This is a genomic window from Mesorhizobium sp. RSR380A, assembly GCF_054719385.1.
The window spans coordinates 5,610,091-5,625,053 of record NZ_JBTTIB010000001.1 but is presented as its reverse complement, the minus strand read 5'-3'; the positions used below and the strand labels follow the sequence as shown (position 1 = coordinate 5,625,053).

The window sequence follows — 14,963 nt, the reverse complement described above, 5'->3', positions numbered from 1 at the left end:
TAGTCCTCCCGGTAGCTCGCCTATACAAACAGGGGAGACGGCAAGATGCCGCCTCCCCGTTCACTATGATCCTGGCGCGTACGCCAAGATTACTTCTGCCAGCTCTTCACCAGTTCGTCGTAGTTGATGGTGATCGGCTTTTCCTTCTCGTTTTCGATCTTCAGCTGAGGCGCGAGATTGCCGTTCTTGACCGCGTCGGCGTTCCAGTAGGCGAGGTCATGCTCTTCGGCCATCTTCGGGCCGATATCGCCCTGGACGCCCGACTTCTCGATGCGGGTCATGACTTTTTCCTGCTCGGCGCAGAGCGAGTCCATGGCTTCCTGCGCCGTCTTGGCGCCGGACGAGGCATCGCCGATCGCCTGCCACCAGAGCTGTGCCAGCTTCGGATAATCGGGCACGTTGGTGCCGGTCGGCGACCACTGAACGCGGGCCGGCGAGCGGTAGAACTCGATCAGACCACCGAGCTTCGGCGCACGTTCGGTGAAGCTCTTGTCGTGGATCGTGCTTTCGCGGATGAAGGTCAAGCCGACATGGCTCTTCTTCACGTCGACCGTCTTCGAGGTCACGAACTGCGCGTAGAGCCAGGCGGCCTTGGCGCGGTCGGTCGGCGTCGACTTCATCAGCGTCCAGGAACCCACGTCCTGATAGCCGAGCTTCATGCCGTCCTTCCAGTAGACGCCATGCGGCGACGGGGCCATGCGCCACTTCGGCGTACCGTCCTCGTTCAGCACCGCCTTGGCGCCGGCGTCGACCATCGAAGCGGTGAAGGCGGTGTACCAGAATATCTGCTGCGCGACCGCACCCTGTGCCGGCACCGGGCCGGATTCGGAGAACGTCATGCCCTGGGCTTCGGCCGGAGCGTAGGCCTTCAGCCAGTCGAGGTATTTCTGGATCGAGTAGACGGCAGCCGGGCCGTTGGTGTCGCCGCCGCGCGCCGTGCAGGAGCCGACCGGCTGTGATTTCTCGTTGACCTTGATGCCCCATTCGTCGACCGGCAGGCCGTTCGGCAGGCCCTTGTCGCCGTTGCCGGCCATCGACAGCCAGGCGTCGGTGAAGCGCCAGCCGAGCGACGGGTCCTTCTTGCCATAGTCCATGTGGCCATAGACCTTCTTGCCATCGATCTCGCGGCCGGTGAAGAACTCGGCGATGTCCTCATAGGCCGACCAGTTCACGGGAACGCCGAGGTCGTAGCCGTATTTCGCCTTGAAGTCGGCCTTGTTCTTCTCGTCGTTGAACCAGTCGTAACGGAACCAGTAGAGGTTGGCGAACTGCTGGTCGGGCAGCTGATAGAGCTTCTTGTCCGGCGCGGTGGTGAAGGAGGTGCCGATAAAATCCTTCAGGTCGAGGTTCGGATTGGTAACGTCCTTGCCCTCGCCCGCCATCCAGTCGGTCAGGTTGCGGACCTGCTGGTAGCGCCAGTGGGTGCCGATCAGGTCGGAATCGTTGACCCAGCCGTCATAAAGGTTCTGGCCGGTCTGCATCTGGGTCTGGATCTTCTCGACGACGTCGCCTTCCTGGATGACGTCATGCGTGATCTTGATGCCAGTGATGGCGGTAAAGGCCGGCGCCAGCACCTGCGATTCATACTGGTGGGTGGCGATGGTTTCGGACACGACCTTGATGTCCATGCCGGCGAAAGGCTTCGCGGCATCGATGAACCACTGCATTTCTGCTTCCTGGCCGGCGCGGTCGAGCGTCGACAGCGGGCCGATTTCCTTGTCCAGAAACGCCTTGGCCTCATCCATTCCGGCGTAGGCGTTGCCTACCCCGAGCAACAGGACAAGGGCAGTTGTTGATGTTAAAAATTGCCGTCGCATAGGTTTCCTCCACATTTAGGTTTCAAGTGCGATCTGGAACGGCCGCCGGCACGCGGTCGATCCAACAGTTTCCCCCTCTATACGTAGCGGAACACGCCGACGGCGTAGACCACGGAGAGAGCGAGAGCCCACCACAGGTTGGATCCGACAAGACCCAGCCAAGCGAGATGGATAAAGGCGCTGCCAAGCAGCGACAGAAAAAGACGGTCGCCGCGCGTCGTCTCGAAGCGCAGGATGCCGGCGCGCGGATTGCCGCCCGGCGAGGCAAATTCCCAAAACGCCATGCCACACAGCAGCAGAAGAATGGTGCCGAAGAACGCCGCCGTCGGCCACGTCCACGCCATCCAGGTGAGGTCGAGATTCATGGTGACACCCTCCCCAGGGCAAAGCCCTTGGCGGTGGTGGTGAGGGTGAACCCGTGCTTTTGTTTCATCACACCCTCCCCAGGGCGAAGCCCTTGGCGATGTAGTTGCGGACAAACCAGATGACGAGCGCGCCGGGGATCAGCGTCAGCACGCCGGCGGCGGCAAGCAGGCCCCAGTCCATGCCGGCGGCCGAGACGGTGCGGGTCATGGTGGCGGCGATGGGCTTGGCATCGGTGGTCGTCAGCGTGCGAGCGATCAAAAGCTCGACCCATGAGAACATGAAGCAGAAGAAGCAGGCGACACCGATGCCACTGGCGATCAGCGGCATGAATATCCTGACGAAGAAGCGCGGGAAGGAGTAGCCGTCGATATAGGCTGTTTCGTCGATCTCTTTGGGCACGCCCGACATGAAGCCTTCGAGGATCCACACCGCCAGCGGCACGTTGAACAGGCAGTGCGCCAGCGCCACAGCGATGTGGGTGTCGATCAGGCCGAAAGCCGAATAGAGCTGGAAGAACGGCAGCGCGAACACTGCCGGCGGCGCCATGCGGTTGGTCAGCAGCCAGAAGAACAGATGCTTGTCGCCGAGGAAGCGGTAGCGCGAAAAGGCGTAGGCCGCCGGCAGCGCCGCAGCCACGGAAATCACCATGTTCATGACAACATAGGTGATCGAGTTGATGTAGCCCGAATACCAGGACGCATCGGTGAAGATAGTGACGTAGTTGGCGATCGTAGGCTGATGCGGATAGAGCGTCAGCGAGGAGACGATCTCGGCATTGGTCTTGAAGCTCATGTTGATGAGCCAGTAGATCGGCAGCAGAAGCACGATGATGTAGATCGTCGGCACGATCCACCACCAGCGCGATTCCTCGCCGCGCTTGCGCATCAGCCGGGCGACCTGATCCTGCGAAAGCGTGCTCGCCAATTTTCCCGAAGCGGTGGTTTCGCTCACTCTGTCGGCTCTTTCGTTGGCGCCGCTCATCTCAGCGCTCCGCGTCGTAGTTGGTCATCACGGTGTAGAACACCCACGACAACAACAGGATGATCAGGAAGTAGACCAGTGACATGGCGGCCGCCGGACCGAGGTCGAACTGGCCGAGCGCGGTCTTGACGAGGTCGATCGACAGGAAGGTGGTCGAGTTGCCGGGGCCGCCGCCGGTGACGACGAAGGGCTCGGTGTAGATCATGAAGCTATCCATGAAGCGCAACAGCACGGCGATCAAAAGCACACGCTGCATCTTCGGCAGCTGGATATAACGGAACACCGCCCAGCGCGAGGCGCCGTCGATCTTGGCCGCCTGGTAGAAGGCATCCGGGATCGAAACCAGGCCGGCATAGCAGAGCAGCACGACAAGGCTGGTCCAGTGCCAGACGTCCATGATGATGATGGTGACCCAGGCGTCGAACGGATCCTGAACGTAATTGTAGTCGATGCCGAGCGCGTTGACGTAGTAGCCGAGCAGGCCGATGTCGTTGCGGCCGAAGACCTGCCAGATGGTGCCGACGACGTTCCACGGAATGAGCAGCGGCAACGACATAAGCACCAGGCAGACCGGCACGCCCCAGCCCTTCTTCGGCATGTTGAGCGCGATGAATATGCCGAGCGGCACTTCGATGGCCAGAATGATGAAGGAGAAGATCAGGTTGCGCACCATCGCTTCCCAGAAGCGGCTGGACGACAGCAGTTCCTCGAACCACTGGGTGCCTGCCCAGAAGAAGACGTTGTTGCCGAAGGTGTCCTGCACCGAATAGTTGACGACCGTCATCAGCGGAATGACGGCCGAGAACGCCACCAGCACCAGCACCGGCAGCACCAGGAACCAGGCCTTGTTGTTCCAGGTCTTTTCCATCTATGCCCCCATCTCGACACGCCCCATCTCAACCAGCCAGGAATCGGCATAGATGTTGATGCCGGCCGGATCGAAGCGAACCTTTGGGTCGGCCGGCACGCTCTCGTCCTCGCCGATGACGGCAGCGATCTCGCGGCCTTCGAGGCTGGCGCGCACCACCTTGTGGCGGCCGAGATCCTCGACCTTGCTGATTTTAACCGCCATGCCGTCACGGCCGAGCCTGACATATTCGGGGCGGATGCCGAGTTCGATGGCGCCGGAGCTCCCAGCGGCGGTCTTTGGCGCGCCGGGCAGCTCGATGCGTTGGCTGCCAATGGTCGCGGTCTTGCCGTCGATCGCCACCGGCATGACGTTCATGCCGGGCGAGCCGATGAAGTAACCGACGAATGTGTGGCGCGGGCGCTCGAACAATTCAGCCGGCGTGCCGATCTGGACGATGCCGCCATCATACATGACGACGACCTGGTCGGCGAAGGTCAGCGCCTCGGTCTGGTCATGGGTCACATAGACCATGGTGTAGCCGAAGCGGCGGTGCAGTTGCTTCAACTGCGAGCGCAGCACCCACTTCATGTGCGGATCGATAACCGTCAGCGGTTCGTCGAACAGGATGGCATTGACATCCGAGCGCACCAAGCCGCGGCCGAGCGAGATCTTCTGCTTCTGGTCGGCGGTCAGGCCCCTCGCCTTCTTCTTCGCCCACGACGCCAGGTCGATCATCTCTAGCGTCTCGCGCACCTTGCGGTCGACATCGGCCTCCGGCACGCCGCGGTTGCGCAGCGGGAAGGCCAGATTGTCGTAGACGGTCATGGTGTCGTAGATGACCGGGAACTGGAACACCTGCGCGATGTTGCGCTCCTGCGTCGACAGATTGGTGACGTCCTTGCCGTTGAACAGCAACTCACCGTGCGAGGGGTGCAGAAGTCCCGAAATGATGTTGAGCAGCGTGGTCTTGCCGCAACCCGAAGGCCCAAGCAGCGCATAGGCGCCGCCATCCTCGAAAGTGTGGTGCACTTCCCGCAGCGCAAAATCGGCATCCTTCTGCGGGTTGGGCAGGTAGGAGTGCCTGACATGGTTGACGTCGATGCGCGCCATCTCTTCCCCCCTCAGGCCGCAAGCTTCGGCGCGGCGACGGCGCTGCCGTTGCTGTCGAAGACCATGATGTGGCGCGGATCGATAAACACCTCGATCTCGGCGTCGGGCTCGAAATCGCGGATGCCGTGGGTCAGCATGACCCAGCGCGCATCGGCAAAATCGAGATGGATGAAGCTTTCCGAGCCGGTGATCTCGGTGATCGTCACCTTGGCGCGCACCGGCACCGCGGCAGCGTTGGGCCGCTCGAGCGACAGATGATGCGGCTGGAAGCCGATCGTGTAGTTGGCGTCGGCAATGCCGGCGAGTTCTGCCGGTACCGGCAGCTTGACGCCGCCCTCGAGAAGGAAATCCGGACCTTTCTTGGCCAGCACGATGGTGTTGAGCGGCGGATCGGCAAAGGTTTTCGCCGTCACCAGGTCGATCGGCTTGCGGAAGACGTCGATGGTCGGCCCGAATTGAGTGATCCGCCCCTCGGACAGCGTCGCCGTATTGCCGCCGAGCAGCAAGGCTTCATGCGGCTCGGTCGTGGCGTAGACGAAAATAGTGCCGGCGGCGGCAAATATCTTGGGCAGTTCGGCGCGCAGCTCCTCGCGCAATTTGTAGTCGAGGTTGGCGAGCGGCTCGTCGAGCAGCACCAGGCTGGCATTCTTGACGATGGCGCGGGCCAGCGCCGTACGCTGCTGCTGGCCGCCGGACAGGCTGAGCGGCGTGCGGTCGAGATAGGGTGTGAGCTTCAAAAGCCCTGCCGCGTTGCGGACTTCCTTGTCGATCTTGGCCTGGTCGTTGCCGGCGACGCGCAACGGCGAGGCGATGTTCTCGTAGACGGTCATCGCGGGGTAGTTGATGAACTGCTGATAGACCATGGCGATCTTGCGCTGCTGCACCGGCATGCCGGTGACATTCTGGCCGTCGAACCAGACTGAACCGGTGGTCGGCACGTCGAGTCCGGCCATGAGCCGCATCAGGCTGGTCTTGCCCGACAGTGTCGGCCCGAGCAAAACGTTGAGCGAGCCGTGCTGAAGCGTCAGCGACACGTCGCGGATATGCTCCACCGCGCCGACCATCTTCGTCACGTTTCTCAGTTCCAGCATGATGCCTCCTCCCAGGCTTTGTGCATCAATCGCCTTCCCTATTCCGCTGCCGCGACATGGCGCCGGCTGATGCCGCGCATGAATTCGTCAAGCGCCGAGGCCTGTTCGCGGCTGAGATGCAGACCGCGCTTGGTGCGACGCCACAATACATCTTCGGCGGTCAGCGCCCATTCGTTTTCGCTGAGGTAGCGTACCTCGGCCTCATAGAGATCGGCGCCGAAATTGCGGCCGAGATCGGCGTTCGACTTGGCGAGGCCGAGCAACACTTGCGCGCGCGTGCCGTAAAGCCTGGTCAACCGACGCGCCAGGCGCTGGTCGAGGAAAGGATAGGCGCTCTTCAGCTTCGCCACCTGGGCGTCGAAACCGGTGGCCGGGAAATCGCCGCCTGGTAAGGGCGCGTTCGCCGTCCACGGCTTGCCGCGCTTGCCGAGAAAACCTTCGACCTTTTCCAGCATCGATTCCGACAACCGGCGGTAGGTGGTGATCTTGCCGCCGAAAGCGTTGACGATCGGCGCCTTGCCCCCGCCGCCATCGGCTTTCAGCACATAGTCGCGGGTCGCTTCCTGCGCCTTCGAAGCACCGTCGTCATAGAGCGGGCGCACGGCAGAATAGGTCCAGACGATATCGGGACGCGTCACGGCTTCAGCAAAATATTCGCTCGCCGCCGCGCAGAGATAGTCGATCTCGGTGTCGCTGATCTTCACGTCATGCGGATCGCCGGGATAGTCGCGATCGGTGGTGCCGATCAGCGTAAATTCTTCCTCGTAAGGGATGGCGAAGATGATGCGCCCGTCCTTGTTCTGGAAGAAATAGGCGCGCGGATCATCGAACTTCTTTTTGATAACGATATGACTGCCCTGCACCAGGCGCACATTGTGCACGTCGTTCTGGCCCACGGTGGTCGACAGGACGTGGTCGACCCATGGACCGGCGGCATTGACCAGCAGCCGGGCCTTGACCTCCTCGGCCTCTCCTGTCTGCACGTCTTCCACGCGGATCGCCCACAGATCGCCTTCGCGCCGCGCCCCGACGACTTTCGTGCGGGTGCGGATGGTGGCGCCGCGGTCGGCTGCGTCACGCGCGTTCAACACCACCAGCCGGGCATCGTTGACCCAGCCGTCCGAGTACTCGAAGGCCTTGTGAAATAGCGGCTTCAGAGGCTTGCCGGCCGGATCCTTGGACATGTCCAGTGTCCGGGTAGCCGGCAGCAATTTGCGGCCACCAATATGATCGTAGAGGAACAGGCCGAGCCGGATCAGCCAGGCCGGGCGCAGGCCCTTGGCATAGGGCAGCACGAAGCGCATCGGCCAGATGATGTGCGGCGCGTTCTTCCACAGAACCTCGCGCTCCATCAGCGCCTCGCGCACAAGCCGGAACTCGTAGAATTCGAGGTAGCGCAGGCCACCATGGATCAGCTTGGTCGAACCGGAGGAGGTTCCGCTGGCGAGGTCGTTCATCTCGGCGAGAAATACCGAAAAGCCCCGCCCAACGGCGTCGCGGGCGATGCCGCAGCCATTGATGCCGCCACCGATGACGAAGATGTCACGGACTGCGTCCACAAATCCCTCCCGCGATTTCGCATTGCAGCATTTTTGAGTTGTTACGAAACCGTATCGGGATTATTTCGAAATAAGAACGAATGTCAAACGAAATGTAACGGGCCCGTGATCGATAGCCTAGCCGAGCGACGTTTCGATCAATTGAACCTCCGCTTCCTCGCAGATCTTACGCACCGACGGGATGCCGCAACGGTCGGTGATGAAGGTGTTGACTTGCGAGAGATGGCCGATGCGAACCGGCGCGGTGCGTTCGAACTTGGTCTGGTCGGAGACCAGGATGACATGCCTGGCATTGGCGATAATGGCTTGCGCCACTTTCACTTCGCGAAAGTCGAAATCGAGCAACGCGCCGTCATGGTCGATGGCCGAGGCGCCGATCACTGCATAGTCGACCTTGAACTGCCTGATGAAATCGACCGCGGCCTCGCCGACAACGCCGCCGTCGGAGCCACGCACGACGCCGCCGGCGATTACCACCTCGATCGAAGGATAGATGCGCATCCTGTTGGCAACATTGATATTATTGGTGATGACCATCAGCCCGGTATGGTCGAGCAGCGCCTTGCTGACCGACTCGGTCGTGGTGCCGATGTTGATGAACAGGGAGGCGTTGTCGGGTATCAGCCTGGCCGCCGCGCGGCCGATGGCCTCCTTCTCGTCGGCGGCAATCTTGCGGCGCGCCTCATACTCCATGTTCTCGATGCCGGACGGGAACAGGGCCCCGCCATGGATGCGCGTCAGCAGCCGCTGGTCGCAGAGATCGTTGAGGTCCTTGCGGATGGTCTGTGGCGTCACGTTGAAATGCGTGGCGAGGTCATCGACCAGCACACGGCCATGGTCCTTCGCCATCTGGATGATCTCGGCATGGCGCGGCGACAAATACACTGAGAACCTCCCGTTTTCGTTTTTCTTGTTTGTAGCTGAAAACGAAAGCAATGAAAAGGGAGACGCCGGCTAATGAAATATCGATGATTGCAAAGGCGAACCGGGCAGATACGGCTCAGACCCGCTCCGCCACCTTGCGGGTGACAGCCGCGACTTTACCTGGCGAGCGGATCATCAGGAAATTGCCGGACCAGTATCCCGGGATTCGCCAAGTGCCTTTGATCTCGGTTGCATCACCGTTGATGATGCCGCTGTAGTGAATCGGGTGCGCCTTCAATTCGGCTTTGTCGTATGTCTTGGTAAAGGAGACGGCGTTGCCCTCTCGCTGCCCCTGCAGGCTTGCGTATCTTGCCGTGCTGGTCGCCGGCGGTTCGTGGGTCATCCCCGTCAAGCTGGTTGCCGTCTCGATCAGCGTTGCAACGAAGGAAACCGGCGGCAGTTCGCGCGGATAGAAATAGCGCCCGCTCCAGACGCCCGTCAGATTCTGGCTAACCCCTTCGGCCCTTCCGGCCATATGCTTGCTCGCAAGTCCTTGCTGGCTTGCCCCGGCGGCGGCAACCACCCGGGCAATCCCTGTCAGTCCTTCGGGGATCTTGCACACTCGCAGATGACAGTGAAGGCGGTATCGACATCGGCCGCGGTTGTCTCGAACTGGCCTGCCTGGAAGCGGATGGCGACCCGGCCATCGACACGCGTCTGCGTCAGGTAGATACGGCCGTCATTGTTGATGGCGTCGACCAGACGCAAATTGTGCTCGTCGGAGTCAACGCCGGATGCGGCGCGATGCCGGAACGAGAACAGCGACAGCATCGGCTGGCTGGCGAGCTCGAAATCCTCCTCCTCGGCCAGGCGCCCGGCGATGCCTTCGCTCCAGGCGACGTGATTGCGGATCATGGTGCGCAGCGCCTCGAGGCCATGGGCGCGCAGCAGGAACCACAGCTTCAGCGCCCGGAAGCGACGGCCGAGAGGCACCGACCATTCGGAGTAGTTGATGATGCCGTCATGGCCGCGAGTTTTCAGATAGTCCGGCTTGATCGCCAGCGTGCGCACGAGATCCTCCGGCTGGCGGACGAACTGGATCGAGCAGTCGAATTGCGCGCCCAGCCATTTGTGCGGGTTGAAGACGATCGAGTCCGCGCCCTCGACACCGGTCCAGAAATGCCGGTATTCCGGACAGATCATCGCCGATCCGGCCCAGGCGGCGTCGATATGCAGATAGAGCCCCTGGCGTTTGGCCACCGCGGCCACTTCAGCGATGTCGTCGGTGCCGCCGGTGCTGGTGCCGCCGACGCACGCGATGATGCCGGCCGGCAATAGGCCGGCCGCGCGGTCGGCAACAATCGCCGCTTCCAAAGCCGCGGTATCCATGGCGCGGTAGGTGCCGGCGACGGGAATGCGGACGAGGTTTTCCTCGCCAATGCCGGCGACCCAGATGGCGCGGTCGATCGAGGTGTGCACCTGGTCGGAGGAATAGACGCGCAGCCTGCCCTGCCCGGAAAGGCCCTTCTTGTTGCCCTGCCAGTCGAGCGTGCGCTCGCGCATGGTCAACACGGCGGCCAGCGTCGCCGATGATGCGGAGTCCTGGATCACACCGGAAAAGCCTTCGGGCAGGCCGAGCGCCTGGCGCATCCAGTCGACGATGCGCGTCTCAAGCTCTGTCGCCGCCGGCGAAGTCTGCCACAGCATGCACTGCGCGGCCATCGCAGAGACCAGATATTCGGCAACCACCGAGACGGGTGCTGCATTGGCCGGGAAATAAGCAAAGAAACGCGGATGCTGCCAATGCGTCATGCCGGGCACGATCTTGGCTTCGAAATCGGCGAAGATCGTCTCCATCGATTCCGCGGCCTCCGGCGGAGAAGCTTCGATGCTCCTGAAGATCTCGCCCGGCGCTATGGCAGGTCGCACGGGCCGATCGCGAAGGCCGGCGCGGTAATCAGCGCCCCAGTCGGCGGCGCGCCTCGACCAGTCGCGGAATTGCTCGTTGTCCATGGATCCTCCCGACGCGCCGATCAGCCAGCCGTTTGAATTTTGATTAACATGTTAAATAGAGACAGGCAACCGCGACGAAGGTTCCCGCGCTACCCCGGAAAATCCGGCAGGCTGGCAAAGGCCGTCTTCAACGCGTTCGACCAGCCCTCGGAAATAGCACGATAATATCGATCGTCCTGGCCGATGCGCTTTTTCAAACCCACCGTGAACGTGTCCTCCTCCAGGAACAGCAGGTCGAGAGGCAGGCCGACGGACAGGTTCGATTTCAGCGTCGAATCGAACGATACCAGCAAGAGCTTGACCGTTTCAGCCAGGCTCATCGTCCTTTCATAGGCACGGATGATGATCGGCTTGCCGTATTTGGTCTCGCCGATCTGGAAGAACGGCGTGTCGTCGGTCGATTCGATGAAATTGCCCTCGGGATAGATCATGAACAGCCGTGGCGGGCTGCCCTTGATCTGGCCGCCGAGGATGAAGGAGGCGTTGAAATAGGAATCCGCCTTTTCGCCGGCAGGCGACGAGCTGGCGATGACTTCCTTGACGGTGTCGCCGACCAGCCGCACCGTCTGGTACATGGATGGGGTCTCGAGCAGCGTCGCGTGGCGTTCCGCCACTGCCTTGGTGCGCTCGTCGAGCAGGCTGACCACGGCCTGCGTCGTGGCCAGATTGCCGGCCGACATCAGCACGATGACGCGCTCGCCTGGCTCTTCCCAGACATGCATCTTCTTGAAAGTGGAGATCGAATCCATCCCGGCATTGGTGCGCGTGTCCGACATGAACACGAGCCCACGATCGATCTTGAGGCCGACGCAATAAGTCATGGAATCTCTTCAGGCAGCAATCTTGCCGGAGACTACTGCTCTACCGTGACGGTGACTGCAAGCTGTTCCTCCGCCTGTCCCAGTCGAATTCCCGATACCGGCGAGGCGTCGCGATAATCACGGCCGGTGGCTACCCTGACATAGCGTTCATCGGGGGAAATGCCGTTGGCGGCGTCGAAGGCGACCCAGCCGAGACCCTGAACATGAGCTTCGGCCCAGGCGTGGCTCGCCGCCTGCTCGATGGCCGCATCCATCATCAGATAGCCACTGACATAGCGGGCCGGAAAACCCATGATGCGGGCTGCGGTGACAAAGATGTGGCTGTGATCCTGGCAAACGCCGGTCTTCAGCGCCAATGCCTCTTCCGCCGGGGTCGTCACACTGGTGGTGCCCGGCGTGTAGGCGACGCGCTCGACGATCAGCGCCATCAGCCGATGCAGCCTTTCGATGTCGGTACCTTTGCCGACCGCCGCGGCAAGCTCGCTTATGCCCTCGCCGGGGATGGTCAAAGCTGTCTCCTGGCTGAACAGCCACAGCGGCGCAAAGCCGTGATGCGGGCCGGACACGCCTGCTGTGTCGCGCGTGACAACCTCGCCGGAGGCCTCGACGGTGATGAAGTCGCGCTCGCCCTCGACGCTCAACAGCCTGTTATCGTTGCCAAAATGGTCGTTAAAGCGGACTTCCTCTCGCGCGCCCTCGATCTTCAGCGCCCAGGACAAGACGGTCTGCGTCGGTCCGCTGACCGGTAACAGGCGTAGCCGCTGCAACAGATAGTGCACCGGCGCGTCGTAGCGGTATTCGGTACGGTGGGTGATCTTGAGCCGCATGCCTATTTTCCGTTTGTAAGCATGATCTTATCCGAAAACCGGGTCCCACTTGTCGCTAGCGCGGCCCTCCGGTTCGCGATCATGCTCAATTGAACCGGTAATCTTGTGCGATCTCTTCGCCAAGCTTGGTGTTGTCTTGAATGAACCTGGCCAGGAATTCGTGCAGGCCGGCGTCGAATATGTCCTTGATCGACCCTGCCTGCAGCATCGCCTGTGTCCTGTCGACGGTGGCGTGGCAGGCATGACGGTCGCCATAGTCGTCGCCCAGGAACTTCAGATGCTCGGCGAGAAAACGATAACAGAAGGTCAGCGAACGCGGCATGCGCACATTGAGGATCAGATAGTCGGCAATATTGGTCGGTTTGTAGTCGGCCTCATAGACCCAGCGATAGGAACGGTGCGCCGACACCGAGCGCAGGATCGATTCCCATTGGTAGTTGTCGAGGCTCGAGCCGACCCAGGAGATCGACGGCAGCAGCACGTAGTATTTCACGTCGAGGATGCGTGCCGTGTTGTCGGCCCGCTCGACATAGGTGCCGAGTTGTGAGAAGTCGAAGATCTCGTTGCGCAGCATCGTGCCGTAGAACGAGCCGCGGATCAGCGCCGTCTCGCGTTTGATGGCGTCGAGCACACTCGGCAGGTCGCGCTCGTCGATCGGCTTTGCCAGCATGCGCTTCAGGGCCATCCAGGCTTCGTTGATGCTCTCCCAGGTCTCGCGCGTCAGCGCGGTGCGCACCATGCGGGCATTGTTGCGAGCGGTCTCGATCGCCGACATCGTGCTCGACGGGTTCGAGGTGTCGCGCAGCAGGAAGTCGGCGACATTGGCGGCGGTGTAGTCCTTGTATTTCTGCGTGAAGGTGACGTCGGAGCCGGCGCTGAGCAGCACCGAATTCCACTCTTCCGACGCGCTCTGGGTGCGGGTCAGCGCCATGCGAAGGCCGGCATCGACCAGACGCGCCATGTTTTCCGCCCGCTCGATATAACGGTTCATCCAGTAGAGCCCGTTGGCGGTGCGGCCGAGAAGCATGGCAAGACCCTTCGGACTAGTGAGTAGGGAATAGTGAGTAGGGATTAGTAAGCATTTGAATCTCTGTGGAATATGGCATTTCTTGTCCCTCTACTGCCTACTGCCTACTGCCTACTGCCTACTGCCTACTGCCTACTGTCTACCTAATCGTCCAACACCCACGTATCCTTCGTCCCGCCGCCTTGCGAGGAATTCACGACCAACGACCCCTCCTTCAGCGCCACCCGCGTCAAGCCGCCGGGAACGATCTGGATTCGGTCGGAGACCAGAACATAGGGCCTGAGATCGACATGGCGCGGCGACAGGCCTTTTTCGGTCAGGATCGGGCAAGTCGACAGCGCCAGCGTCGGCTGGGCGATGTAGTTGGAGGGCTTCGCCTGCAGCTTCTTGGCGAAATCCTGGCATTCCTTCTTGGTCGCAGCCGGGCCGACCAGCATGCCGTAGCCGCCGGAGCCGTGCACTTCCTTGATGACCAGCTCATGGATGTGTTCGAGCACGTATTTCAGGCTGTCGGGCTCCGAGCAGCGCCAGGTCGGGATGTTGCCGAGGATGGCTTTGCGGCCGGTGTAGAACTCGACGATGTCGGGCATGTAGGAATAAATCGCCTTGTCGTCGGCGATGCCGGTTCCCGGCGCGTTGGCGATGGTGATGTTGCCGGCGCGGTAGACGTCCATGATGCCGGGCACGCCAAGGGCCGAGTCCGGCCGGAAGGTCAGCGGATCGAGGAAGGAATCGTCGACGCGCCGGTAAAGCACGTCGATCTGCTTGTAGCCTTCGGTCGTGCGCATAGCGACGTGGCCATCTACAACGCGCAGATCCTGGCCTTCGACCAACTGCACGCCCATCTGGTCGGCGAGGAAGGCATGTTCGAAATAGGCGGAGTTGAAGCTGCCCGGTGTCAGCACGGCAATGGTCGGTGCACCCTTGGTGCTTTGCGGCCGCACTGCCGCCAGCGACTGGCGCAGCAATTGCGGATAATTCTCCACCGGCCGCACCTTGATCTGCTGGAACAGCTCGGGAAAGAGCTGCATCATCGTCTCGCGGTTCTCCAGCATGTAGGAGACGCCCGACGGCGTGCGCGCATTGTCCTCCAGCACGTAGAACTCGTTCTCGGAGATGCGGACGATATCGACGCCGATAATGTGGGTGTAGACGCCGGCCGGTGGCCGCACTCCGATCATTTCCGGCAGGAACGCCTCGTTCCTGGCGATCAGCTCCCTCGGCACGCGGCCGGCGCGCAGGATTTCCTGGCGGTGGTAAATGTCGTCGAGGAAAGCGTTCAGCGCCTGCACGCGCTGCTCGATGCCTTGCGTCAGCCTTCGCCATTCATTGCCGGAGATGATGCGCGGCACGATGTCGAAGGGGATCAGCCGCTCGGAGGCTTCCTGCTCGCCATAGACGGCGAAGGTAATGCCGGTCTTGCGGAAGACGCGCTCGGCGTCCTGCATCTTTTCGGTAAGCCTGGCCGGATCCTGCTCCTTCAGCCAGCGGTCGTAAGCCGTATACGGTTGTCTCAGCCCGGAAACTTCCGGAAGCATTTCATCGAACGCTGCCAATCGCATACTCCCCTGTGACGCCATTTCACTGGCGTCGCGGGAGAAAATCAAGCGCAATCGGTGATTTGGAGGATATCGGCG

14 protein-coding genes are annotated in these 14,963 nt (G+C 61.6%); all 14 read right to left on the bottom strand.

What is annotated here, in order from left to right; all coding sequences use genetic code 11:
- Nucleotides 1-89: 89 nt before the first annotated feature.
- The gene (locus ACYG9Z_RS27310; protein WP_023684654.1) at nt 90-1,817 is read right to left on the bottom strand and encodes an ABC transporter substrate-binding protein; all 1,728 of its coding nucleotides are present in this window, start codon (nt 1,815-1,817) and stop codon (nt 90-92) included.
- A 77-nt stretch (nt 1,818-1,894) separates the two neighbouring features.
- Entirely contained in the window at nt 1,895-2,182 is a 288-nt protein-coding gene (locus ACYG9Z_RS27305) for a DUF2160 domain-containing protein (RefSeq protein ID WP_023684653.1), read from the bottom strand.
- A gap of 67 nt (nt 2,183-2,249) precedes the next feature.
- Entirely contained in the window at nt 2,250-3,164 is a 915-nt protein-coding gene (locus ACYG9Z_RS27300; RefSeq protein ID WP_023670976.1) for a carbohydrate ABC transporter permease, read from the bottom strand.
- 1 nt (nt 3,165) lies between these two features.
- Entirely contained in the window at nt 3,166-4,032 is an 867-nt protein-coding gene (locus tag ACYG9Z_RS27295; RefSeq protein WP_023670975.1) for a carbohydrate ABC transporter permease, read from the bottom strand.
- On the bottom strand, nt 4,033-5,124 hold the full coding sequence (locus ACYG9Z_RS27290; RefSeq protein WP_023730147.1) for an ABC transporter ATP-binding protein: 1,092 nt from the start codon (nt 5,122-5,124) through the stop codon (nt 4,033-4,035).
- A gap of 11 nt (nt 5,125-5,135) precedes the next feature.
- Nucleotides 5,136-6,215 carry an ABC transporter ATP-binding protein gene (locus tag ACYG9Z_RS27285; protein ID WP_023752210.1) on the bottom strand — a complete coding sequence of 360 codons (1,080 nt, stop codon included), beginning with the start codon at nt 6,213-6,215 and terminating at the stop codon, nt 5,136-5,138.
- Nucleotides 6,216-6,253: 38 nt separating this feature from the next.
- Nucleotides 6,254-7,774, bottom strand: a complete 1,521-nt coding sequence (glpD, locus tag ACYG9Z_RS27280) for a glycerol-3-phosphate dehydrogenase (RefSeq protein ID WP_023752209.1) — start codon at nt 7,772-7,774, stop codon at nt 6,254-6,256.
- 117 nt (nt 7,775-7,891) lie between these two features.
- Nucleotides 7,892-8,659, bottom strand: a complete 768-nt coding sequence (locus ACYG9Z_RS27275; RefSeq protein WP_023752208.1) for a DeoR/GlpR family DNA-binding transcription regulator — start codon at nt 8,657-8,659, stop codon at nt 7,892-7,894.
- Nucleotides 8,660-8,774: 115 nt separating this feature from the next.
- Nucleotides 8,775-9,221 carry a hypothetical protein gene (locus ACYG9Z_RS27270; RefSeq protein ID WP_156931556.1) on the bottom strand — a complete coding sequence of 149 codons (447 nt, stop codon included), beginning with the start codon at nt 9,219-9,221 and terminating at the stop codon, nt 8,775-8,777.
- A gap of 14 nt (nt 9,222-9,235) precedes the next feature.
- The gene (locus tag ACYG9Z_RS27265) at nt 9,236-10,651 is read right to left on the bottom strand and encodes a pyridoxal phosphate-dependent decarboxylase family protein (protein ID WP_023752206.1); all 1,416 of its coding nucleotides are present in this window, start codon (nt 10,649-10,651) and stop codon (nt 9,236-9,238) included.
- Nucleotides 10,652-10,740: 89 nt separating this feature from the next.
- Complete coding sequence (locus ACYG9Z_RS27260) at nt 10,741-11,472, bottom strand: peptidase (RefSeq protein ID WP_023684646.1); 732 nt, start codon at nt 11,470-11,472, stop codon at nt 10,741-10,743.
- Between the two features lie 32 nt (nt 11,473-11,504).
- A complete protein-coding gene (locus ACYG9Z_RS27255) occupies nt 11,505-12,299 on the bottom strand; it encodes a transglutaminase family protein (protein ID WP_023752205.1) in 795 nt (264 codons plus the stop codon).
- Nucleotides 12,300-12,384: 85 nt separating this feature from the next.
- Nucleotides 12,385-13,326: an alpha-E domain-containing protein gene (locus ACYG9Z_RS27250; RefSeq protein WP_023693403.1), complete on the bottom strand. Its 942-nt coding sequence runs from the start codon at nt 13,324-13,326 to the stop codon at nt 12,385-12,387.
- Nucleotides 13,327-13,469: 143 nt separating this feature from the next.
- Nucleotides 13,470-14,882 (bottom strand): circularly permuted type 2 ATP-grasp protein, encoded by a 1,413-nt coding sequence (locus ACYG9Z_RS27245; protein ID WP_023670964.1) that lies wholly within the window; start codon nt 14,880-14,882, stop codon nt 13,470-13,472.
- Between the last annotated feature and the right edge of the window lie 81 nt (nt 14,883-14,963).